Annotated in this window: 16 protein-coding genes; 10 read left to right on the top strand and 6 right to left on the bottom strand. The window is 68.6% G+C overall.

Annotated elements, in window-relative coordinates; all coding sequences use genetic code 11:
- Nucleotides 1-24: 24 nt before the first annotated feature.
- From ACN6PJ_RS25060 to ACN6PJ_RS25045, 4 genes are read left to right on the top strand one after another with little or no spacing between them, the layout of a single operon-like run.
- Nucleotides 25-771, top strand: a complete 747-nt coding sequence (locus ACN6PJ_RS25060) for a fimbria/pilus periplasmic chaperone (protein ID WP_427998497.1) — start codon at nucleotides 25-27, stop codon at nucleotides 769-771.
- Nucleotides 772-815: 44 nt separating this feature from the next.
- Nucleotides 816-3,470, top strand: coding sequence for a fimbria/pilus outer membrane usher protein (locus ACN6PJ_RS25055; protein WP_427998496.1), 2,655 nt, complete (start codon nucleotides 816-818; stop codon nucleotides 3,468-3,470).
- Complete coding sequence (locus ACN6PJ_RS25050) at nucleotides 3,467-4,201, top strand: fimbrial biogenesis chaperone (protein WP_427998495.1); 735 nt, start codon at nucleotides 3,467-3,469, stop codon at nucleotides 4,199-4,201. The genes ACN6PJ_RS25055 and ACN6PJ_RS25050 overlap by 4 nt, the downstream gene beginning before the upstream one ends.
- 56 nt (nucleotides 4,202-4,257) lie before the next feature.
- A complete protein-coding gene (locus tag ACN6PJ_RS25045) occupies nucleotides 4,258-5,469 on the top strand; it encodes a fimbrial protein (protein ID WP_427998494.1) in 1,212 nt (403 codons plus the stop codon).
- A gap of 356 nt (nucleotides 5,470-5,825) precedes the next feature.
- Here the strand turns inward: ACN6PJ_RS25045 and ACN6PJ_RS25040 are convergent, their stop codons facing one another.
- Both ACN6PJ_RS25040 and ACN6PJ_RS25035 read right to left on the bottom strand, forming a co-directional pair.
- Nucleotides 5,826-9,086: a GLUG motif-containing protein gene (locus ACN6PJ_RS25040; protein ID WP_427998493.1), complete on the bottom strand. Its 3,261-nt coding sequence runs from the start codon at nucleotides 9,084-9,086 to the stop codon at nucleotides 5,826-5,828.
- A gap of 71 nt (nucleotides 9,087-9,157) precedes the next feature.
- Complete coding sequence (locus ACN6PJ_RS25035; RefSeq protein ID WP_427998492.1) at nucleotides 9,158-10,738, bottom strand: ShlB/FhaC/HecB family hemolysin secretion/activation protein; 1,581 nt, start codon at nucleotides 10,736-10,738, stop codon at nucleotides 9,158-9,160.
- 593 nt (nucleotides 10,739-11,331) lie between these two features.
- Between ACN6PJ_RS25035 and ACN6PJ_RS25030 the strand changes: the two genes are divergently transcribed.
- The 6 genes from ACN6PJ_RS25030 to ACN6PJ_RS25005 all read left to right on the top strand — a co-directional run bounded on the left by ACN6PJ_RS25030 (nucleotide 11,332) and on the right by ACN6PJ_RS25005 (nucleotide 16,385).
- Nucleotides 11,332-11,988, top strand: a complete 657-nt coding sequence (locus ACN6PJ_RS25030; RefSeq protein WP_427998491.1) for a response regulator — start codon at nucleotides 11,332-11,334, stop codon at nucleotides 11,986-11,988.
- Nucleotides 11,989-12,162: 174 nt separating this feature from the next.
- Nucleotides 12,163-12,930 (top strand): IclR family transcriptional regulator, encoded by a 768-nt coding sequence (locus ACN6PJ_RS25025; RefSeq protein WP_427998490.1) that lies wholly within the window; start codon nucleotides 12,163-12,165, stop codon nucleotides 12,928-12,930.
- 31 nt (nucleotides 12,931-12,961) lie between these two features.
- Entirely contained in the window at nucleotides 12,962-13,666 is a 705-nt protein-coding gene (pepE, locus tag ACN6PJ_RS25020; RefSeq protein WP_427998489.1) for a dipeptidase PepE, read from the top strand.
- Nucleotides 13,663-14,592 carry a DUF1177 domain-containing protein gene (locus ACN6PJ_RS25015; protein ID WP_427998488.1) on the top strand — a complete coding sequence of 310 codons (930 nt, stop codon included), beginning with the start codon at nucleotides 13,663-13,665 and terminating at the stop codon, nucleotides 14,590-14,592. Before pepE ends, ACN6PJ_RS25015 begins: the two co-directional genes overlap by 4 nt.
- Nucleotides 14,589-15,278 carry an AroM family protein gene (locus ACN6PJ_RS25010; protein ID WP_427998487.1) on the top strand — a complete coding sequence of 230 codons (690 nt, stop codon included), beginning with the start codon at nucleotides 14,589-14,591 and terminating at the stop codon, nucleotides 15,276-15,278. The genes ACN6PJ_RS25015 and ACN6PJ_RS25010 overlap by 4 nt, the downstream gene beginning before the upstream one ends.
- 120 nt (nucleotides 15,279-15,398) lie before the next feature.
- Entirely contained in the window at nucleotides 15,399-16,385 is a 987-nt protein-coding gene (locus ACN6PJ_RS25005; RefSeq protein WP_427998486.1) for a Bug family tripartite tricarboxylate transporter substrate binding protein, read from the top strand.
- A 78-nt stretch (nucleotides 16,386-16,463) separates the two neighbouring features.
- Here ACN6PJ_RS25005 and coaBC read toward each other — a convergent pair whose 3' ends face one another.
- From coaBC to ACN6PJ_RS24985, 4 genes are all read right to left on the bottom strand, one after another.
- The gene (gene coaBC, locus ACN6PJ_RS25000; protein ID WP_427998485.1) at nucleotides 16,464-17,663 is read right to left on the bottom strand and encodes a bifunctional phosphopantothenoylcysteine decarboxylase/phosphopantothenate--cysteine ligase CoaBC; all 1,200 of its coding nucleotides are present in this window, start codon (nucleotides 17,661-17,663) and stop codon (nucleotides 16,464-16,466) included.
- 158 nt (nucleotides 17,664-17,821) lie between these two features.
- Nucleotides 17,822-18,349, bottom strand: a complete 528-nt coding sequence (gene lspA / locus ACN6PJ_RS24995; protein WP_427998484.1) for a signal peptidase II — start codon at nucleotides 18,347-18,349, stop codon at nucleotides 17,822-17,824.
- Between the two features lie 2 nt (nucleotides 18,350-18,351).
- Complete coding sequence (ileS, locus tag ACN6PJ_RS24990; RefSeq protein ID WP_427998483.1) at nucleotides 18,352-21,213, bottom strand: isoleucine--tRNA ligase; 2,862 nt, start codon at nucleotides 21,211-21,213, stop codon at nucleotides 18,352-18,354.
- A complete protein-coding gene (locus ACN6PJ_RS24985; RefSeq protein WP_043547582.1) occupies nucleotides 21,203-22,168 on the bottom strand; it encodes a bifunctional riboflavin kinase/FAD synthetase in 966 nt (321 codons plus the stop codon). The genes ileS and ACN6PJ_RS24985 overlap by 11 nt, the downstream gene beginning before the upstream one ends.
- Between the last annotated feature and the right edge of the window lie 96 nt (nucleotides 22,169-22,264).

Raw genomic sequence — 22,264 nt, 5'->3', positions numbered from 1 at the left:
CCGTACCGGTAAGGAGATGATGGCATGACGCCCGTGGTGCGTATTGTTGTTCGTTTGCTGGCCATGGGCGTCATGGCTTGGGCCGCCGGCGCCGGAACGGCCCAGGCGGCCCTGGTGCTGGAAGGCACGCGCATTGTGTTTCCCGGCGACGCCAAGGACGTCTCCATCCGGGCGCGCAATAGCGGCGACGTTCCGCTGTTGCTGCAGGCCTGGCTGGATGACGGCCGGTCGGACGAATCCCCAGAAACCCTGGTGGTGCCCTTTCTCGTGTCGCCGGCCGTTTCACGCATAGAACCCGGTTCCAGCGCCGTGCTGCGGGTGTTCTATACCCGGCGCGCGCTGCCGGCCGACCGAGAATCGGTCTTTTATTTGAACGCCTTGGAAACGCCCCCGAGCAGCGGCAAGGACAATGCCGTGGGCCTGAGGTTCCGCACGCGCATCAAGCTGTTTTTCCGACCTTCCGGCCTTGCCGGCAGGATCGAGGACGCGCCCGCCAGCCTGAGCTGGGCCGCGGCGGACGGCGGCGCGGCGCTGGAAGTGCGCAATCCGACGCCGTATTTCGTGTCGTTCCTGTCCGTCGAGCTGGCGGGCGGCGACGGCCGTCGCCGTACCGCCATGGGCGGCGGCATGGTGGCGCCGTTTTCCACCGAGCGGTTTCGCCTGCCTGCCGGCGCGCGTGCCGCCCGGGGCGCCAATGCGGCCGTGCATTACACGGTGATCAATGACTTCGGCGGCGCGCAGGAGTTCGAACGCGCGCTGGAGTCCCGATGACGGTGGCATTGGCTCGTTCGTTGTGTTCGCGAGGGCGCCGCAGCATGCATCTATCGATGCTGGCCGGAGCGCGCCGGCGCGATGGCCGCTTGCGCGCGCAACGCGGGCTGCTGTGGGCGCCAGGCCTGGCCCTGTTCGCCATGATGGCGGCGGCGGTGGCGGGTGGCGGGGCTGCGCAAGAAGTCCGTTTCGATGCGAAGATGCTGGTGCGCGGCATGGGCGGCGAGTCCATAGACCTGTCCCGCTTCGAGCGGCCCAACGTCGTGACGCCGGGGCAGTACCGGGTCGACGTGCAGGTGAACGGGCGGTGGCGCGGGACGCTGACCATGGATTTCCGCGGCGCGGGGCCCGAAGGCGCCCGCCCGTGCTACACCGCCGAGCTGCTGAGCAGCATGGGCCTGGACATGCATAAGGTCGAACGCCAGGGGCCCGAACTGGGGGTCAAGGCCCTAGGGGAAGCGCCTTCATGCGGAGACCTATCCGACTACGTGCCGGGCGCAGAGGCCAAATTCGACATGGCCGAACAGACCCTGTCGCTGACCGTGCCCGCCTATTACCTGACGAAAGGGCGCGCAGGCACCTATGTGGACCCGGCATACTGGGATCGGGGCATTCCCGCCGCGCGGCTGAATTATTCGGCCAATTTCTATGCCCAGGACACCGATGGCCGGCGCAACCGCAGGGGATACGTCAACCTGAACGGGGTGGTCAACGCCGGCGCATGGCGCCTGAAGCATGACGGTTTCCTGCGGTGGTCTTCGCGCGACGGCGCGCGCTACAGCCGGGGGCAACTGTACGCCGTCACGGATCTGCCGGCCTGGCGCTCGCAGCTGCTGCTGGGCGAAACCTCGACGGACGGCCGCTACTTCGATGCCGTGTCTTTTCGCGGCGTGCGGCTGGCCAGCGAAGAACGCATGCTGCCCGACGACCGCCGCGGCTATGTGCCCACTGTCCGAGGCACCGCGCGCACCAACGCCGCGGTCAGCGTCTATCAGCGCGGCTTCCTCGTCTACGAGACCACCGTGGCGCCGGGTCCGTTCGCCATCGAGGACCTGGGCGCGGCCAGTTTCGGCGGAGACCTTACGGTGCGCGTCACCGAAGCGAATGGCGAGACGTGGAGCTTCATCGTGCCCTTCGCGACCACGGTGGAGTTGTTGCGTCGCGGGGAAACGCGCTATTCCGTCGCCGTGGGCCAGGCCACGTCCTCCGGCTACCGCAGCAGCGGGCAACGCGTCTTCGAAGGTCTGGTGCGGGCGGGGGTGAGCGATCAGGTCACCGCGTATGGCGGCCTCGCGCTCAGCGACTACTACGGCTCCGCATTGGCGGGCGCCGCGCTGAACACGCAGCTGGGCGCCTTCTCCGGAGACGTCACCCTGGCCAGCGCGAATCTGCCCGGCGAGCGCACATCGGGCTCCAGCTACCGCGTGTCCTACAGCAAGAACCTGCCGAACTCCGGCACCAACTTTTCCTTGCTGGCCTATCGCTATTCGACCAGCGGTTTCGTGGGGCTGAACGAGGCCATCGCGCTGCGGGACGCTCCCCACTCGTATCGCTACGCCGACCTGGGCCGGCTGCGCAACCGGCTGGACGTCAACATCAACCAGGACCTGGGCGCACGAGGCGGGTCCTTCTATCTGAACGGATCGGCGCTGCAATACTGGCGCCGGTCCGGCAGCGCATTCAATTACGGCATGGGTTACCGCAACAGCTGGGGCAAGGTGTCCTATGCGCTGGCGCTGCAGCGCGTGCAGGACCTGTCCTCGGGCGGCGAACTGTACATGCCGGGCCGCGGCCGCAGCACCGTCGCCACGCTGAATCTTTCATTCCCGCTGGGCAGCGGCAAGTCGATCAACACGCCCTCGTTCAGCAGCTATACGAGCCACAGCAGCGTCGGCGGCACCGATGCCGCGGCGTCCGTGGCGGGCGGGCTGGGCGACGACGGCCGGCTCAGCTATTCGCTGTCGGCGTCCCGCAACAGCCGTTCCGATACCGCCGCGGCCAGCGGCAGCCTGGACTATCGCGCGGCGGTCGCCAATATGGGTGTCAACGTGTCGCAGGGTTCCGGCTACCGCCAGGCAGGGTTGCGGGCGCAAGGCAGCGTGCTGGCCCATGCGGGCGGAGTGACGCTGTCGCCCACGCTGGGCGAGACCGTCGGCCTGGTGCTCGCGCCGGACGCGGAGGATGCGCGCATCGGTTTCGACCGCAGCCGCGTGGATGGCCGGGGCTACGGCCTGGCGACCAGCCTGGCGCCATACCGCCTCAACACCGTGGAACTGGATCCCTCGGAGATGGCGGACGATGTCGAATTGCTGGCCAGTTCGCGCACCGTGGCGCCGCGCGCCGGGGCGGTGGTGCTCTTGCGCTATCCGACTCGTCGGGCGCGGCCCGTGCTGGTCAATGTGCGGCGGCCCGACGGCAGCGTGCTGCCGTTCGGCGCCGAGGTCTTCGACCTTGCCAGCGGCGAGTCCGTGGGCGCGGTGGGGCAGGGCAGCCGCATCATCATGCGGGTAAGCCAGGACCACGGCGACATCCGCGTGCAGTGGGGGCCGGATGCCGAGCAGCGTTGCCTCGTCGGCTATCGCTTGCCGCCGCGTCAAGGCCGGCAGGATGGTTTCGACACCCTGGACGCCGTTTGCCAGCCCGAGCCCGAGCCCGCGCCACCGGCGATCGGCTCGCCGGTGGCGGCGATATGGCCATGAGCGCCGCCGCGCGCCGATGGTCCGCGCTGGCCTGCGCCTGCGTGTTGGCCGCGGGCGCCGCGGGCGCGCGCGCCGATCTTTCCGTGGACGGCACGCGCTTTGTCTATCCGGCGCAAAACAAGTCCATCACGCTGCGCACCGGCAATCCCGGCAGCGCGCCCATCCTGGTGCAGATATGGCTGGACCAGGGCGAGGGGCAGGACGACCTCGCCCGCCTGGAAACGCCTTTCGTGCCGATGCCGCCGTTGTTCCGGTTGGACCCCGGCGAGCGCAAGGCGATCCAGCTGCGCTACACGGGCGAGCCGCTGCCCCAGGACCGCGAGTCGCAGTTCTGGATCAACTTCATGGAAGTGCCCACGGCGGGCGAGCGCCGCGATGGGCTCAGGCTGCAGATCAATCTCTCGATGAAGCTGCTGTTCCGGCCCAAGGGCCTGGCGGGCGACCCGCGCAAGGCGCCCGGCGAATTGCGCTGGACCTACCACGCCGCCGGCGCGGTGCTGGCGGCGGAAAACCCAACCCCGTACAGCGTGACGCTGCGGACCTTGCGCGTGCGCGGCGCGCCGGATGCGGCGCCTCAGTCGCTGACCGTGGCGCCTTATTCCTCCGCGCGCCTGGCCTGGCCCGGCCCGTTGCCGCGCGCGCAAGAACTCACGCTGGACTACGAAGCCGTCGACGACCTGGGCTTGGCCGCGGCGGGAACCGCCCGGGCACGGGCCGCGGGCGGCACTTGATGGCACCCGATCTTACGCAGCGGACGCCCGCGTCCGCGTCTTCTAGGAGAAACACCATGATCTTGCGGTTGCCCTCGATGCGGGCCGCAATGAGCCGCCCGCGCCGCAAGGCGCTGGCTGGCGCTGTCCTGGCGGCCTGCCTGGCCGCGCCGGGCGCGGAGTCCTACGCAGTGCCCAGAACGGCGGGCGAATGCGAGGTGCAAAAATTCGCCGAGGGCATCAGCGGCAGCACCGCCTGGGACCCGCCACAGGTGGGCAATGTGGGCAGCGGCGTGCCCGTGGGCACGGTGCTGGCCACGCGCTGGCTGACAATATCTTCCGGCTTCAGGTACCAGGACAAGACGATGCCTATGGCCTACCTCGCGCATGGGGCCTACTGGCGCGGGGTGCCCTACGACCTTCCCGCCATCGTGCCGACGAACGTTCCCGGCGTGGGGCTGCGCGTCAGGCCTGCCGGGCGGCAGGAGCTCAAGTTCGAAAACGCGATCAGGGCCTATGCCAGCCTTGGATTGGACCACGCCGATGCGGGGCAGAAGAACGGCTTCGCTAGCAGCATCATGGTGGAGCTGGTCGTGACGGGAACCGTGCCCTCGGGCAGCCACCAGGTCACGGACCAGGATCCGAATTTTCCCGCCGCGCGGATGCACATAAGAATGGCGCAGATGCGCCCGCAGCCCGCGGCCGGCGACGATATTGCGCATGTGGACGGCAAAATCCCGGGGTCGGGGGCGACCTGCCTCGATGATGCCTGGTTCGACGTCAAGGAGCTGATCTCCATCGGCGCAGCGCCGCCGCAGGTCACGGCCGTGTGCGAGGTGGATGCCCGCTACCTGGGGTTCGGGCACGAAGTGCCGATGGGCAAGGTGACGGCGGATGATTTCCCATCCCTGGGATCGCGTGCCGGCGCCGCGAGGTTTTCTATTTCCTTGAGCAACTGCGCCGCCGAGGCCAAGCCCAGGCTGGCGTTCTATGCGGGCGGGCCGGGACGGGTGCCGGGCATGCAGGCTTTGCGTCTCGATCCGCAGCCCGGTTATGCCAGGAACCTGGGCATCGTGCTGACCCGGCAGGGTGACACCGCGCCGCTTGCCATCGGCGCCGGCGCAGCGGATCTCACTTTTTATTCGTTTCCCGGCCTGCCCATCGCTCCGGGGGCGACCGCCAATTTCGACCTGGAGGCGCATTACCAGCGCACGGACCACGACAGGCCGGGCGGCGTTACGCCCGGGCCGGCGAATTCCAGCGCGCGTTTCCAGGTGCGCTACGACTGACGCCGCCGCAACGGCGCATGCAAAGGCCCGGCGCCATGTGGCACCGGGCCTTTTTGCCGCCGGGCCGCCCCAAGGCAGAAACGCCCCCCTTGGGGGGGCAGCAAGCGGGCGAAGCCCGCGCGGCGTTGGGGGGGTGTTTCTTGCCGCCGGGCCGCCCCAAGGCAGAAACGCCCCCCTTGGGGGGCAGCAAGCGGGCGAAGCCCGCGCGGCGTGGGGGGTGTTTCTTGCCGCCGGGCCGCCCCAAGGCAGAAACGCCCCCCTTGGGGGGGGCAGCAAGCGGGCGAAGCCCGCGCGGCGTGGGGGCATGTCTTGCGGTGATGGAGCCGGCCCAACGGGCCGGCCCCGCCGTCCTCCTGTTAGAAGTAGTAGTAGGGCGGATTCATCACTCCGTAGTTGATGCCTGCCGCCGGAATCAGCGCGGCTTGGCCTTGCGTGAAGTTGCCCTGCATGACGCCGTAGTTCACGCCGACCAGGCCGCCGTAGGTCTGGCCCGCGTTATTGCGGTAGTCGATCTTGCTGGCGGCGGTGGAGTAGTTGATCTGGCCGTAGTTGATGCCGGCCAGTCCGCCCAGTGTGGATCCCGTGGCCGTGTAGCAATAGCTGCCGTTGGCCGAGCAGTTGTACGCGCCGATGACGGGGCCGCTGGCGGTAGAGGTATCGATCGTGCCGGTCGAGTGGTTCACGCCGGTGATGCCGCCCAGGTTGGAGTAGTTGCCGGCGGCGACGCTGCCCCAAGCCATGCCGGTGTTGATGGCGCCCGCATTCTGCCCGGCGATGCCGCCGACATTGCTGTAGGCGCCCCCCTGCGCGCGGCTGCTCGAGCCGGAAGCCAGGATCGAGCCCTGGTTGAAGCCGACCAGCCCGCCCACCGAGGAGTTATTGCCGGCGCGGACGTCCAGCACGCGCGAGGTGCTGTACGAGATCGAGCCGCTGTTCTGGCCCACCAGGCCGCCGGCGCGGGTGGCTGAGTTGCTGTAGGCCGCGCTGACCAGCGTTCCGCTGGCCTCGCCGTTGTCAATGGAGGCGCCGAAGCCGTTGGTGCCGACCAGGCCGCCGATGCTGGCGGCCGTGCCCGTGTCGCGGACGGCGCCGCCGGCCTTTACGTCGGCCAGCGTGCCGCCAGTGCCGTTCAGGCCCACCAGGCCGCCGGTGGAGGCGCCGTTATACGCCACGACTTCGCCCGAGGCTTCGGATTGGCCGATCGACCCGGTGTTCTCGCCGACCAGCCCGCCGGTGTTGCTGCCGGCGCCGCTGGAAACGCGGCCGGTGCTCGTGCCGTCGAGGATCGTGCCGCCCATGCTCTTGCCGACCAGGCCGCCCACGCTGCCCTGGCTGCCGCCCGAGACCGTGCCCGTGTTGCGCACGCGCTCGAGCGTTCCGTCCAGGTTCAGGCCGACGGCGCCGCCGGTGTTCAGGTAGGCGCTGCCCGCCGTGACGGACGCCGTGTTCAGCGAGTCGGTGATGGTCCCGCCGCGGTTGGCGCCGGCCAGGCCGCCGATGCCGCCGAATTCATGGCGCAGCAGCGAACCGCTGACGATGCCTTCGCTACGGCTGCCCGTGATGACGCCGCCGCCTCCGCCGTTCTTGGCGTTGACCCCGACCAGCCCGCCCAGCGCGTAGGTCTGCGAACCGCCGTAGACGCGGCCGGAGAAGCTGGAGTCTTCGATCGTGCCGCCCTGGTTGGTGCCCGCCAGGCCGCCGGTGGCATTGGAATGGTAGCCATTGCCGTACAGCGTGCTGTTGGCGACCTTGACGTTGGAGATGCGGCCCGTGTTGTAGCCCACCAGGGTGCCGATGGACATGGGACCGAGGTTGGGCTGGCCGGAATTCACGCCGATGGCGTCCAGGCTGAGGTCGCGGATCACGCCGGCCGATGCCGCGAACAGGCCGACGTTGGCGCCGCCGCTGCTGACGGTGAAGTTGCTGAGCTTGTGGCCCAGGCCTTCGAAGCTGCCGTTGAAGATGCCGCGCTGGCCGCCGATGGACTGGAACGTGCCCGAACCGCGCAGGTCCGTGCCCAGCACGTAGTAGCCATAGAGGTTGTTGTTGACGGCCTGCATCTGCGCCAGGTTCTGGATGACCGTGTATTGCACGCCGTTGGACGAGAAGCCGGCGTCGGCGCCGGACAGCGTGATCACGGCCTGGCCCGGGGCGCCGCCGAGCACGTAGTTGGCGGTGGCCGCCATGTGCGGGCCGGCGTTGGGCGCGGCCTTGGTCGTGTCCAGCGACAGGCGGTTGCCGGGGCCGCCGAGCGTGATCTTGTTGTTGATGTCGATGCGCTCGTCGGCCGCCAGATTGAGCGCGGCCCGGCCGCCGGTGGCGGTAAGCGCGCCGTTGACGATCACCTTGCCGGCGCCGCCGTGCTGCGCATTCAGGCCAAGCGAATTGCCGCTGGTCCACGTGATCGGCGCGTTCACCACCACGTCGCCGGCGGTGCTGCGCAGCTCGACGTTGGTGGTGGCGAGGTTGCGCGTCAGCGTATCGGCGTGGATCGTGGGCAGGGCCACGGCGGCCGTGTTCTCCACATTGACTTCGCCGCTGCGGATGCGGAACGTGCCGGTGCCGCCATTGGTGGCGCGGGTGTCGACTTCGGTGGCCAGGCGCACGCTCACGTGCTTGCCCGCTACGTCGACGGTGCCGCCGTTGCCGTAGGTGCCCAGGGCGCTGGCGTTCAGGCTGCCGGCCACTTGCACCAGGCCGTTGTCGCCGCCGTCGAGCACGATCTTGCCGGTACGGTTGTTCAGCGTCTTGGCTTCGATGACACCGCTGTTGTTGACCACCGCCTCGTACGGGCTGGCGGGCGCGGACCGGCGGGCCTGCATCGCCACCTGGCCGGCGTTGGCGCGGATCATGCCGGTGTTGCTGGCCAGGGCATAGGCGGCGGGAGCGCTGACTTCCAGGCTGAGCGGGCCGTTGCCCATGCGCAGCGTGAAGGCCTGGCCGGCGCCCAGCGCGACCGAGCCGCCATCGGCCTGCAGCGTGCCGTGGTTGATGGCGTGAGTGCCGAGCAGCGCGATGTCGCCGCCCGAGCTTGCGCGGATGGTGCCGTAGTTCTCGACCTTGTTGGTGGACGGGGAGCCCGCGTCGAAGGCGAACACGCCGCTGGCGTTGTTCATGAACGCGGCGGGATCGATGGCCCGGGTGGATGCGACCAGCCCGCCCACGTTGACCTGCGCGCCCGCGCTGAACACGATGCCGTTGGGGTTCACCAGGAACACCTTGCCGAGGGCGTTGACGGAGCCGTCGATCCGGCTCAGGGAGCCCGCCCCGCTGACGTAGTTCAGCGTCATGTCGTTGGCGGTCCTCTGGTTGAACGTCACGCGCTCATTGCGGTCGACGTTGAAGGAATGCCAATCGATGACGGCTTTCGAGGAGTTCTGGCTGATGACCGTGTCGGTGGCGTTCTGCCACACCGTGGCGTCGCCGTGCGTCACCTTGTTGAGCGACGGGCCCGCGAGGGCGGACGGGGCCAATGCCGTCAGGCCCGCCGCGGCCAGGGCCGCCGCGACCAGGCGGGCGCCCGTCACGCCGGACTTGCCGCGCCGGCGCGCGCATTCGCTGGCCACCGTCCAGCACGCCTTGCTGGCGTTCCATATCACTGCATGGGTCTTGTTCATGATCTTCCTTGTGGGTTGAATGACGCGCCTGGGGGCCGGGCGCGGTGCTATAGCACTCGGGGGGCGGCCGATCAGAAGTACCGCGTGGCGCGCAGCCAGAATCGCGGTTCGTGGCGGGGGCCGCTTTGTTCGGTTTCTTTCTGGATGGGCCACGCGGCGGCGACCATGACTTGATGGCGCGGGCCGGACTGGGTGAGGCTTACGCCGGCCGCGGACAGGCGCCGGGTGTTCCGGTCGTCGTTCCAGGGACGTCGGTTGACGGTGATGCGGCCGGCGTCCGCGAACGCCGCCAGCTGCAGCCCGGGCATCGGCAGGTAGCGCAGTTCCATCGTCGCCTGCCAGCCCTGGTCGCCGCTGGCGTCGCCGTTGGCGAACGCGCGCACGCCATAGGGGCCGCCCAGGCTGAATTCCTCGGATCCGTCCAGGTTCTTGCTGGCCAGCTGGGCATTGAATTGCGTGTACAGCGCGAATGGGCCCGGCAGGTTCTGCTGCCGCAGCAGCGTCAGGCTGGCCTTGCCGAACTCGCCGGCGCTGCGGGCGTACGCCTGGTCGCGGGCGCGCATGCGCGCCGTGTCCAGCCGCAGCCGGCCCAGCCCGTAGGACAGGAACCCGGCGCTGCGCCCGCCGCCGAGCAGGCCGTCTTCGCCGGTGATCGACAGTGAGGCGGTGGCCAGCTGCACCCGCTTGCCGTCGGCGAGCGAGAACAGGCCCATGTGTTCGCTCAGGCGCTTGTCTTCGTAGGTGAATTGCGCGCGCGCGCTGAAATGAGGGCCGTAGGCCAGCGGCTGCTCGACGAAGAAGCCCGTCGTGCGGGCCGTGCCCCCGGCCTCCAGGATCTCGAAATCGCGGCCGATCGCATAGCGCATGTGCGAGACGTTCAGGCCCACGCGGGTCAGCGCGGGGCCGACAGGGATCCGGTAGGAGGCCTGGTAGTAGCGCTGGCGGCGGTCGCTGGACAGCAGGCGCAGGCCGAGCTGGTCGCCCAGGCGCAGCGGGCTGTCCACGTCCAGGTTGCCGCTGAGTCGGAATTCGCCGGTGTAATAGCCGCCGAAGTTGTCGGCGTCCAGGCTGCCTGTGGCCAGCGGTGTAGGCGCGGCGTCCACGCGCAGCGCGGTCGAGCCTGGCGCCGTGCCGGGCCGCAGCGTGCCCCGCACGGCGGCCCCGGGCAAGTCGTCCAGGCCCTGCAGGCGGCTTTCCAGCTGCTTGATGTGGACCGCGTCCCCGGGATGCAGGGACGAGAGCCCGCGGCGCAACACGGCATCGTCGACGCGGGAGCGGTTGTCGAGCTGAATTTCGTCGTACACCCCTTCCTGGATGGCGATCGTGACCTCGCCGTCGGCGATCTCCTGGGCAGGCAGATAGGCGCGGGCCAGCAGGTAGCCCTGTTCCTGGTAATAGCGCGTAATGCGGTCGGCCGCCGCGCGCAGGCCGTCCAGATTCTGCTCGGTGCCGGGCAGGTCCGCCAGCAGCGCCTGCAGGACTTCGTCGCCATAGACGCGGTTGCCGGTCAGGATGACGCGCCGCAGAAGCAACCGCGGGCCAGCCGCCTCGCCGCTTGCGGAGGGCTCGGCAGGAGGCGTGGCGGAGTCGTCCAGCGCCGGCCGCGCAGGGCGCGGCGCCATGGCGGGAAGGGTGTTTTCGATATCACGCATCGACCTGCCGGCGTCGGGAATCTGCGCTCCGGCGGGGGACGCCGCGGCGGCCAGCAGCGCGCAGGCCAGGCTTGTGCCCAGTAGGCGGGCGGCCAGGGAAGGGGGGGCGTGGAGCGCGCCGTCAGGCGACGGGCGAAGAAGGCCGGGCCGCGCCGCGGCATTCGTTTGGAACAGCATGGGTCGGCTTGCTACCGTCCGCTTGGACGGATCCCTTTTGGCCCATCAACCCATGCCGGAAAGGCCGGGCGAAGCGGCGTGTTATGCACGATTGCAGATCGGGAAACTATAGGTAGCGGGCGGCCAAGAAGATTTAGTAATAGTATGAATTAACTAGTTAATTTCTACTAAAACAAAAAAGGGCGGATTCCGGGCGCGCGCGAGACGGGCGGCGGGACATCCATTGTCAGCATTGGACTTACGTGATTCCGCCTCGTCGCTTGCGCGGGAACCGGCGGCTACGCCGGAGTGGGAGCGTGCTGTTTTCAGCCCTTTCCGCCTCGGACCGTCGTTTAGAATTTCCTACACATTGCCCGATGGCAGGCACAACAAAATAAGGCGTCGTGCGCCATGGCGTCCGATCAGTGGGAGTAGCGGTGTCCGATCTCAGCATACGTCTGGCGATTGCCGATGATCATCCGGTAGTGCTGCTGGGCCTGGCTGCCGAACTGGCGCGCAATCCGGCGATGAAGGTCGTGGGCCAGGCCACGGATTCGACCGAGCTGGTCGCGTTGCTGGACGAGCAGCCGTGCGACGTGCTGGTCCTGGATTACGCCATGCCTGGCGGCAAGTACGGCGACGGCCTGGTGCTGATTTCCTACCTGCGCCGGCGCTGGCTCGACATGCGCCTCGTGCTCTACACAATGGTCGACAATCCGGCGCTGCTGCTGGCCATCGTCAAGCATGGCGTCAAGGCGGTGATCAGCAAATCGGATCCCCTGGCCCGGCTGGTCGATGGCGTCTACGCTGCACACGGCGGCCGCCAGTACTATTCGCCGCTCATCAAGGACATGCTGCTGGACACCATGATGGTGGCCGAAGCCGACAGGCTGACGCCGCGCGAGGCCGAGATCGTCCGCTTGTTCTGTGCCGGCGGCACCATAACCGAGATTGCCGAGCGCCTGCACCGCAGCGTCCAGACCGTCAGCACCCAGAAGCGCAGCGCCATGCGCAAGCTGGGCGTGAACCGCGACGTGGACCTCATCAAGCTGCTCAGCGACTTCCCTCCCAAGGTGTTCACGGCGCAGGGCTGACCCCGAGCCCGGTGTCGCCCCGGTCCTGGCGGCTGGCGCGGCAACCCCTCCCATTTCCCGCAGGCCCGGCGCGTTCTTCGCCGGTGCGCGCGCACGTCCGTATTGACCCTGGATCGGGGCCTGCATTATTCTTGTTCTTTATTAAGGAACATCAGTTCCTATAACTGGAACTATATGAGCATATTGGACGGGGTGCAACGCGTACTGGCGCTGTACGCGGACGGCGCGACGGAGTTGAGCTTCACGGAGGTGGCAGGGCGTCTGGCCCTGCCCAAGAGCACGGCTTCGCGCCTGTTGAACCAGATGCAGAGCTATGGCCTGCTGGACCAGGAGCCCGCCACGCGCCGCTACCGGCCCGGGGCCTTGCTGTCCCGGGTCGTGCGCGCCGGCATGGCGGCCACGCCGCTGGACGACGCGTGCCGCGCCGTGTTGACCAGGCTGTCCGACGACAGCGGCATGACGGCCTACCTGTCCACCCTCAACCAGCGCGAAACCGTGGTGTTGCAGCGCCTCAATGGCTCGAATCCGGTACAGGTGCTGTCGCCGCCCGGCTCGCGCCGCGCCGCCTCGGGCACCGCCATGGGCCGGGCGCTGCTGTCGCGCCTGAGCGATGCCGAATTCCAGGCCCTCTACGGCGCCGACGCGGATCGGCCCCTGCCCGTGGAAGGACGGGACTGCCCCGCCACCGTGGGCGAGCTTGCCCAACTGGTCGCGCGGACCCGCGCCGACCATTGCGGCGTGGCCATCGACCAGGCCATGCCCGGCATCGGCGCGGTGGCCGCCGCGGTGCGCGATCCCGCCACCGGCGAGCTGCGCGGCCTGTGCCTGTCCTTCGTTTCCTTCCAGGCCGATGCCGAGCGCGTCGCGCGTCTGCGCGAGTCCGTGCTGCAGCAGGTGGGGGCGCTTGGGCGCGAATTGAACGATCCCTATTGGCTTGCCTGAATATCCATACTTCCCTACGGAAATCCTCCTGATGAATCTCCTGCTCCTCAGCAATTCCAGCAGTGACGCCGGCTATCTGGCGCACGCGCTGCCCGACATCCGGGAATTGACCGCCGCGCTGCCGCAAGGCGCGCCGGCGGCCTTCGTGCCGTACGCCGGCGTGACCCGCGATTGGGACGACTACACCGCGCTGGTGGCGTCGGCGCTGGCCGGCACCGGCCTGGACATCCTGGGCCTGCATCGCGCGGAAGACCCCGTGGCCGCGCTGGAAAACGCCGCGGTCATCATCGTGGGCGGCGGCAACACCTTCAACCTGCTGGGGCAGTTGCGCCGCCAAGGCCTGCTCGAGGTGGTCGTGCGTTGCGTGCGCCAGGGCGCCGCCTATCTGGGATGGAGCGCCGGGTCCAACCTGGCCTGCCCCACCATCTGCACCACCAACGACATGCCCATCACGGATCCGCGGGGCTTCGACGCCCTGGGCCTGCTGTCCTTCCAGATCAACCCGCACTACACCAACGCCCATCCGCCCGGCCATCGCGGCGAAACCCGCGCCCAGCGCCTGGCGGAATTCTGCGCGCTGAACCCCCGGATACCCGTCCTGGGCCTTCCGGAAGGTTCCGGGCTGCGCGTCCGCGGCGGCGAGATTTCCCTGATCGGTCCGCACGACGCGCCGCTGTTCCTCGGGCAGGAAGAGCCGCGCACGTTCCGTCCGGGCCTGTTGGAGATCCCGGCATGAAACAGGTCATCGATACGATCGAGCTTCTTTCTTCCGCCCACGTGACGGGCGAGATCGTCGCGCGGCAGCTGCGCGAAGCCGGCAACTGCGAAGTGGAAGTGACCCGGCTGGAGCGAGACGGCGCCGCCACCGATTTTCTTTCCATCGTGATTCCGGGCGCCGACGACGCCGCGCCTCAGCTCGGCATCGTGGGCCGCCTCGGCGGGATAGGCGCGCGCCCCGCGGTGACGGGCCTGGTGTCCGACAGCGACGGCGCGGTGGTCGCCATCGCGGCGGCGTTCAAGCTGATGGCCATGGCCCGGCAGGGCGACGTCCTGCCCGGGACCGTGCGCATCCGCACGCATATCTGCCCGCGCGCCGGCACGCGTCCGCATCATCCGGTGCCGATGATGCGCTCGCCGTTCCCCATGCGCGAAATGATGTCGCACGAAGTAGATCCGTGCATGGACGCGATCCTGTCGGTCGACACCACGCGCGGCAATCGCCTGGTCAACAAGCGCGGCGTGGCGCTCACGCCCGTGGCGCGCCAAGGTTATCTGCTGCGCATTCCTGAAACCATGCTGGACGTGATGGGCTGGGTCAGCGGCGAATTGCCGATCACCTTGCCGCTGACCACGCAAGACATCACGCCTTATGAAAACGGGCTGTGGCACGTGAATTCGCTGATGCAGCCCGCGATCGTCACGGACGCGCCGGTGGTGGGCGTGGCGCTCACCGCGCAGACGACCGTGCCGGGCTGCGCAACCGGCGTCACGAACGCCGTGGACGCCGACGTCGCCATGCGTTTCTGCATCGAAATCGCCAAGCTGTTCGGCCAGGGCGCCTTCGCCTTTTCCGACGAGGCCGAATGGACCGCGTTGCAGGCCCGCTACGGCTCGATGGCGCACCTGCAGACCGTGGGCCGTGAAGACGGAAGCGCGGCATGAGCGCGGGTTCCCGGCGGCGCGTGGCGTTCTTCACCATCGGCCAATCGCCGCGCAGCGACGTGGTGCCCGAAATGGCGCCGCTTCTGGGCGCGGGCGTGCGCATCGATGAATTCGGCGCGCTCGATGGCCTGGACGCGGCGGCGCTTGCCGCCCTGGCGCCCAGGGCGGGCGAATACCGGTTCGCGACGCGCATGCGCGACGGAACGCAGATCGAGCTGGACGCGGCGGCGGCCGAGGCGCGGCTGGCGCAGGTCATGGGCGAAGCCGACGCCGCGGGCTATGACGTCCTGGTGCCGCTGTGCACGGGCACGGCGATCGCGCCGATGCGCACGCTCGTGGTCGAACCGCAGCAGGTCGTGGACCATCTGGTCGCCGGCCTGGCGGCGCATTGCCGCAAGGTGGGGCTGGTGGTGCCGCTGGAAGCGCAGGTCGACGCCTTTCACATGGTCGTGCCGCTGTCCTGCGAGACCCAGGTCGTCCACGCTTCTCCCTATGAGGCGGACGCCGGGCAGGCGGCGCGCAACTTCGAGCGTGCCGGCCGCGAACTGGCGTCCTGCGACCTGATCGTCATGCATTGCATGGGCTATGCCGAGCGCATGCGGCGGGCGGTGGCGCAGGCCTCGGGACGCCCCGTGCTGCTCTCGAACCGCATGGTCGCGCAGACGCTGGCGCAAATACTGGAATGAAGCCGCCGCAACCGTCCCGCGGCCCTGGCGCGCCCATCGGCATCCGGCGCGGCGGGGGCGGTCGAGCGGCAAGAGGAGACGAAGCGATCTTCGTCAGTCAATTGTTGGGAGTGTTTTTTCATGTTTAGCCGTACCCTGCACCGCGCCGCTGGCGCACTGTTCGCCGTCTCGGCCCTGGCGGCCACGCCCGCCCTGGCTGCCGACGCCTGGAAACCCGCCAAGCCCGTGCGGCTGCTGGTGGGCTTCGCGCCCGGCGGCTCGGCCGACACGCTCGCGCGCCTGCTCGCCGATCCCTTGTCGCAGCGCCTGGGCCAGCCAGTCGTGGTTGAAAACCTGGCCGGCGCCGGCGGCAACATCATGGCTTACCGCCTGAGCCAGTCGCCCGCCGACGGCTACACCATCGGCATCGCGGCCGCCGGTTCCATGGCCATCACCCATGTCCTGAATCCCAAGGGCACGAACTACAAGCCCGCGGACTTCACTCCGATCACCCTGGCCGCCGTGCAACCCAACGTGGTGATCGTGAACAAGGACGTACCGGCCAACAACCTGGCCGAGCTGAAGGAATACTTCCAGAAGACGCCGAACGCCACCTACGGCACCGCCGGCGTGGGCATTTCCAACCACCTGATCGCCGAAACGATGCTGTACAAGCTGGGCGTGAAGGTGCCGCACGCCGCGTACCGCGGCGCCGCGCCCGTCATCACCGACCTGCTGGGCGGCCACATCGCGATGACCATGGACAACATCTCCACCGCGGCGCCGCTCGCCTCGCAGGGCAAGGTCAAGGCCATCGCCGTCGCATCGCTCAAGCGCGCGCCGCAGCTGCCCAACGTGCCCACGCTGGACGAACAGGGCCTGAAGGGCTTCGACATGCCGACGTGGCAGGGCGTGTTCGCGCCCGCCGGCCTGCCCGCCGACGTGCTGGCCGCCTATTACGCCGCCTTGCAGGACGTGTTGAAGCAGCCCGCCCTGATCGAGAAAATGGCCGGCCTGGGCTCCGAGCCCGTCACCGGCATGACGCCCGAGCAGTTCGGCCAGTTCCTGGCCAAGGACCGCCAGCAATGGGCGGATATCGTCAAGGCCGCGAACATCAGCATCGACTGATCCCCCGGCGAGCCCGGAATTCCGCCGGAAAAAAAACGCCAGGCTTGGAGCCTGGCGTTTTTTATTGCCGCTTGCCGCTTACTTTTGCGGCACCCTGGCCGCGATCTCGGCGATCAGCCGACGCGCGGCGTCCAGTTTGCCGGCGGCGGGCAGGGGGTGCACGCCGTGCTCGTCGAACAGCACCAGTTCGGTGGTGTCCGCATCCATGACCTTGTGCGCCAGGTTGCCCACCAGCAGCGGGATGCCCTTGCGCACGCGCTTGGCTTCGGCGTGCTCGGCCAGTTTTTCGGTTTCGGCGGCGAAGCCCACGCACCACGGGCCATTGGCCAGCTTGGCCACTTCGGCCAGGATGTCCGGATTGGGTTCGAACTCCATCGCGGGGGCGCCGCCGCCCTCGCTGGTCTTTTTCAGCTTCTGGGTGCTGACGTTCTTCACGCGCCAGTCGGCCACGGCGGCCACGGCGATGAAGATGTCCGCATCGGCCGCGCTGGCCATCACGGCGTCATGCATCTGGCGGGCGGTGGTGACCGACAGGGCGGTGACGCCGCGCGGCACCGGCAGGAAGGTGGCGCCGGAGATCAGCGTGACGCGGGCGCCGGCCTCGCGGGCGGCGCGCGCCAGCGCGTAGCCCGTCTTGCCGGACGAGCGGTTGCTCAGGACGCGGACCGGGTCCACGGGTTCGGACGTGGGGCCGGCCGTCAGAAGCACGTGGCGGCCCGCCAGCAGCTTGGGCTGGAAGAAGGCGATCAGGTCGGTCAGCAGTTCATGCGCTTCCAGCATCCGGCCGTCGCCGGTTTCGCCGCAAGCCTGTTCCCCGGCCGCCGGCCCGAGAATGCTGATACCGTCGGCGCGCAGCTGTTCGACGTTGCGCTGGGTGGCCGGATTGGCCCACATCTCGCGGTTCATGGCGGGCGCGACCAGCAGCGGACAGGCCCGCGCGAGGCACAGCGTGGACAGCAGGTCGTCCGCCATGCCGTGCGCGAGCTTGGCCATGAAATCGGCGCTGGCGGGCGCGATCAGGACGGCGTCCGCGCCCCGCGTCAGGTCGATGTGCGCCATGTTGTTGGGCACGCGCGCGTCCCATGCATCCACGAACACCGGGCGGCCGGAGAGGGCCTGCATGGTGACGGGGGTGATGAAGTGCGTGGCCGCCTCGGTCATGACCACGTCGACCGTGGCGCCTTGTTCGGTCATGCGCCGCACCAGCTCGGCGATTTTGTAGCAGGCGATGCCCCCGGTCAGGCCGAGGACGATGCGTTTGCGGGCGAGATCGAGCATGAGGACGGGGCGGCGGGTTCAGCGCCGTGAAAACGAGGAATGGAAAGAGATTTTATTCTGCATTGCGGCATCGCGCCGTTCGCCATGCATTCAGGGGGCATCAAGCGGGACGAAAACCGGCAGGGCGGGCCGGGGAGAGGGTTCCGGCCGGCGCCCATTCAGGCGCGCGGAGGCTTGCGCGCCCGCAGCAGTTCATCCAGCACCAGCAGCACGGCGCCGCAGGTGATGCCGACGTCGGCCAGGTTGAAGGCGGGGAACTGCCAGTCGTTCCAGTAGAACAGCAGGAAGTCCACCACGTGGCCGTAGACGACACGGTCGATCACGTTGCCGATGGCGCCGCCCAGGATCAGGGTCAGGGCCAGGCAGAAGCGGGGCTGGCCGTGGGTGCGCCGCAGGATGACGGTGATCACCACCGCCGCCACGCAGCCCAGGCCGGTGAACAGCCACCGCTGCCAGCCTTCCTCGGACGCCAGGAAGCTGAACGCGGCGCCCCGGTTATACACCAGGGTGAAATCGAAGAAGGGCAGCAGGTGGACCCGCTGGCCGTACTGGAATTCCGTGTTGAAGTAGATCTTGGTCAACTGGTCCAGCACGATGATCGCCAGCGCGATGGCCAGCCAGCGCCCCACGCGCGCGGGCGCGGGGCGGGAGCCGGACGGGATGCCGGTGTCGGCGGGCCCCGTCATGCTCAGGCCTTGTCGCGGGCTTCGCCCGAGCCGAACAGATTGGACACGCAGCGGCCGCAGATCTCGGGGTGGTCCGCGTCCTGGCCCACGTCCAGGCGCCAGTGCCAGCAACGCTCGCACTTCTTGTGCGCCGAGGGCGTGACTTCGATGCGGGTCTCGCCTTCGGCAGCGTGCACGGTGGCGCGCGAAACGATCAGCACGAAGCGCAGGTCGTCGCCCAGGCTGGCCAGCAGTTCGTGGTCGGCGCCGTTGGCGTAGAGGTCGACCTCCGCCTGCAGCGACGAGCCGATGTCGCCGGCCGTGCGCACTTCCTCCAGCTTGCGCTGGACTTCGGCGCGGATGGCGCGCAGGCGCGTCCACTTGGCCGATAGCGCGTCGGCGTCGGCAAACGGCGGCAGCACGTGGTAGACCTCGGTGAAGATCGTCGTGCGGGCGGCGTCGGCCTGGTTCTTCAGCGCGGAGCCGACCAGTTCCTTCCAGGCCTCTTCGGCGGTGAAGGAGAGGATGGGCGCCATCAGCTTGAGCAGCGTCTGCGTCACGTCGAGCAGGGCGGTCTGGGCCGAGCGGCGGGCGCGGCTGTCCACCGCCGAGGTGTACAGGCGGTCTTTCAGGATGTCCAGGTAGAACGCGCCCAGGTCTTCCGAGCAGAAGGTCTGCAGGCGGGAGACGGCCGGGTGGAAGTCGTAGCGCTCGTAGTGGCCCTGGACTTCCGCCTGCATCTGCGCCGTCATCGCCAGCGCGTAGCGGTCGATTTCCAGCAGCTCGCCGTAGGGCACCGCCTGCGACACGGCGTCGAAGTCGGCCAGGTTGGCCAGCAGGAAGCGCAGCGTGTTGCGGATGCGGCGGTAGCCTTCGACCACGCGCTTGAGGATTTCATCCGAAATCGACAGCTCGCCGGAATAATCGGTGGAAGCCACCCACAGGCGCAGGATTTCCGCGCCCAGCGAGTCGGACACCTTCTGGGGCGCGATCACGTTGCCCACCGACTTGCTCATCTTGCGGCCCTGGCCATCCACCACGAAGCCGTGCGTCAGCAGGGCCTTGTAGGGGGGCTGGCCGTAGAGCATGCAGCCGGTCAGCAGCGAGGAATGGAACCAGCCGCGGTGCTGGTCGGAGCCTTCCAGGTAGAGGTCGGCGGGCCAGGCCAGTTCGGCGCCGTGCGAACCGGCGAAGGCGCCGTCCTTGCCGCCCAGCACGGTGGCATGGGTGCTGCCGGAGTCGAACCACACGTCGAGCGTGTCGCGGTTCTTTTCATATTGATCGGCCTCGTCGCCCAGCAGTTCGCGCGGGTCCAGCGTCTGCCATGCCTCGATGCCGCCTTGCTCGACGCGCTGCGCCACCTGTTCGAGCAGCTCGGACGTGCGCGGATGCAGCTCGCCGGTTTCCTTGTGCACGAAGAAGGCCATCGGCGTGCCCCATTGGCGCTGGCGCGACAGGGTCCAGTCCGGACGGTTGGCGATCATGGCGTGCAGGCGGGCGCGGCCCCAGGCGGGGTAGAAGGCCGTGGCGTCGATGCCGGCCAGCGCCGATTCGCGCAGGGTGGGGCCGCCGTCGTTCGGGGCCACGTCCATGCCGGCGAACCACTGGCTGGTGGCGCGGTAGATGATGGGCGTCTTGTGGCGCCAGCAGTGCATGTAGCTGTGCTTGTGCTTTTCGACGTGCATCAGCGCGCCGGCTTCCTTCAGGGCATCGACGATCTTGGGGTTCGCGTCCCAGATCGACAGGCCGCCGAACAGCGCCAGGCTGTCCGCGTACTTGCCGTCGCCCATCACGGGGCTGATGAAGTCGGTGTCCTTCATGCCGTGCTCCTTGCACGACATGAAGTCCTCGATACCGTAGGCGGGGGCCGAGTGCACGACGCCCGTGCCGGAATCGGCCGTCACGTAGTCGCCCAGGTAGATGGGCGCCTTGCGGTCGTAGGCGGCGTTGAACTGCGCCAGGGGATGGCGGAACTGGATGCCGGACAGCGCGGCGCCCGGCGCGGTGGCGATGACTTCGCCTTCCAGGCCCCAGGCCTTCAGGCAATCCTCGACGCGTTCCTTGGCGATCAGCAGCAGCGGGCCGAACTTCGGCGCCGGCGACACGCGCACCAGCGCGTATTCGATCTCGGGGTGCAGGTTCAGCGCCTGGTTGGACGGGATGGTCCAGGGCGTGGTGGTCCAGATGACGATGGCGCCATCGTCCACCGAATCCAGGCCGAAGGCGGCGGCAAGCTTGGCGTGTTCGGCAAACGGGAAGGCCACGTCCACGGCAGGGTCGACGCGGTCCGCGTATTCGACTTCGGCTTCGGCCAGCGCCGAGCCGCAGTCGAAACACCAGTTCACGGGCTTCAGGCCGCGGAACACATAGCCCTTGTCCAGGATGCGGCCCAGCGCGCGGATTTCGTCGGCTTCATTGCTGAAGTTCATCGTCATGTAGGGACGATCCCACTCGCCCAGCACGCCCAGGCGCTTGAAGTCCTTGCGCTGGCGGTCGATCTGCTCCAGGGCGTAGGCGCGCGCCTTGGCCTGCACTTCGGCTACGGGCAGGTGCTTGCCGTACTTCTTTTCGATCTGGATCTCGATCGGCATGCCGTGGCAGTCCCAGCCCGGCACGTAGTGCGCGTCGTAGCCGGCCATGTTGCGGCTCTTGACGATGATGTCCTTCAGGATCTTGTTGACCGCATGGCCGATATGGATGTCGCCGTTCGCGTAGGGCGGGCCGTCGTGCAGCACGAAGCGGGGCCGGCCGCGGCTGGCGGCGCGGATCGCCTGGTAGACGTGGTTTTCCTCCCACTGCGAAATCCAGGCGGGCTCGCGCTTGGCGAGGTCGCCCCGCATGGGGAAGGGAGTATCGGGCAGGTTGAGGGTCTTTTTATAGTCCATGAACGGCAAAATAGGCGCGCGCGTTTCGCGCGTCTTCGGCGATGGCGGCAGTCAGGGAAGGGAGGTCAGGAAATTTTTCTTCGTCCCGCAGCTTTTGCAGGAACTCGACGCGTACGAGTTTACCGTAAGCGTTGATGGTCTCGTCGAGCAGGTGCGCCTCCAGCAGCACGCGGCCGCGGTCCTCGACCGTGGGGCGCACGCCCAGGCTGGCGACGGCGGGCAGGGCGCGCTCGGCCAGGCCGTGGACCTGGACCACGTAGATGCCGGAGCGCGCGGCGCAGCGTTCGGCCACCCTCAGGTTCATCGTGGGAAAGCCCAGCGTGCGGCCCAGTTTCTGGCCATGGATCACGTGGCCGCTGATGTGGAAGGGATGCCCCAGCAGGTGGCGGGCGCGTTCCAGGTCGCCCACGGCCAGCGCGGTGCGGACCTCGGAGCTGGAGATCCGGTGGCCGTGCTGGTCGGTCACGTCGGCCAGCGTCTGCACTTCGAAACCATGGCGCAGGCCCGCTTCGCGCAACAGATCGATGTCTCCGCTGCGCTTGTGGCCGAAGCGGAAATCCTCGCCCACCAGCAGCCACTTGGCATGCAGGCCCTCGACCAGCAGGTGCTCGATGAAGGCGTTGGCCGACATCTCGGCCAGGCGGGCGTTGAAGCGCTCCACCACGACCTGCGAGATGCCGTAGCGCGCCAGCGCGGCGAGCTTGTCGCGCAGCCCGGAGATGCGCGTGGGCGCCAGCTCGGGACGCTGGTTCAGCGTGGCGAAATATTCCCGCGGATGCGGCTCGAAGGTCATGACGGCGGGCACCAGGGCGCGTTCGCGCGCCACTTGGCAGACGCGCGCCAGCATGGCCTGGTGTCCGCGGTGGACGCCGTCGAAATTGCCGATCGTCAGCGCGCAAGGGGCGCGCCGGTCGGGCGGGGGCAGGGATCGGTAGATGCGCAGCGATGGTTTCACGAGCGAGAGTTTACAATTTTGGATTCCGGGTTTGTTCCCATCCCTTCCCGCCACGCGCCCTGGCCTTTCCGGCGGGCGGGGCCTCGAGGGCGGACG

It is taken from the genome of Achromobacter sp., from assembly GCF_050285585.1.
Taxonomy (GTDB): Bacteria; Pseudomonadota; Gammaproteobacteria; order Burkholderiales; family Burkholderiaceae_B; genus Achromobacter.
Note: the sequence above shows the minus strand (reverse complement) of the source record. Positions and strands in the feature narration are given on the sequence as shown.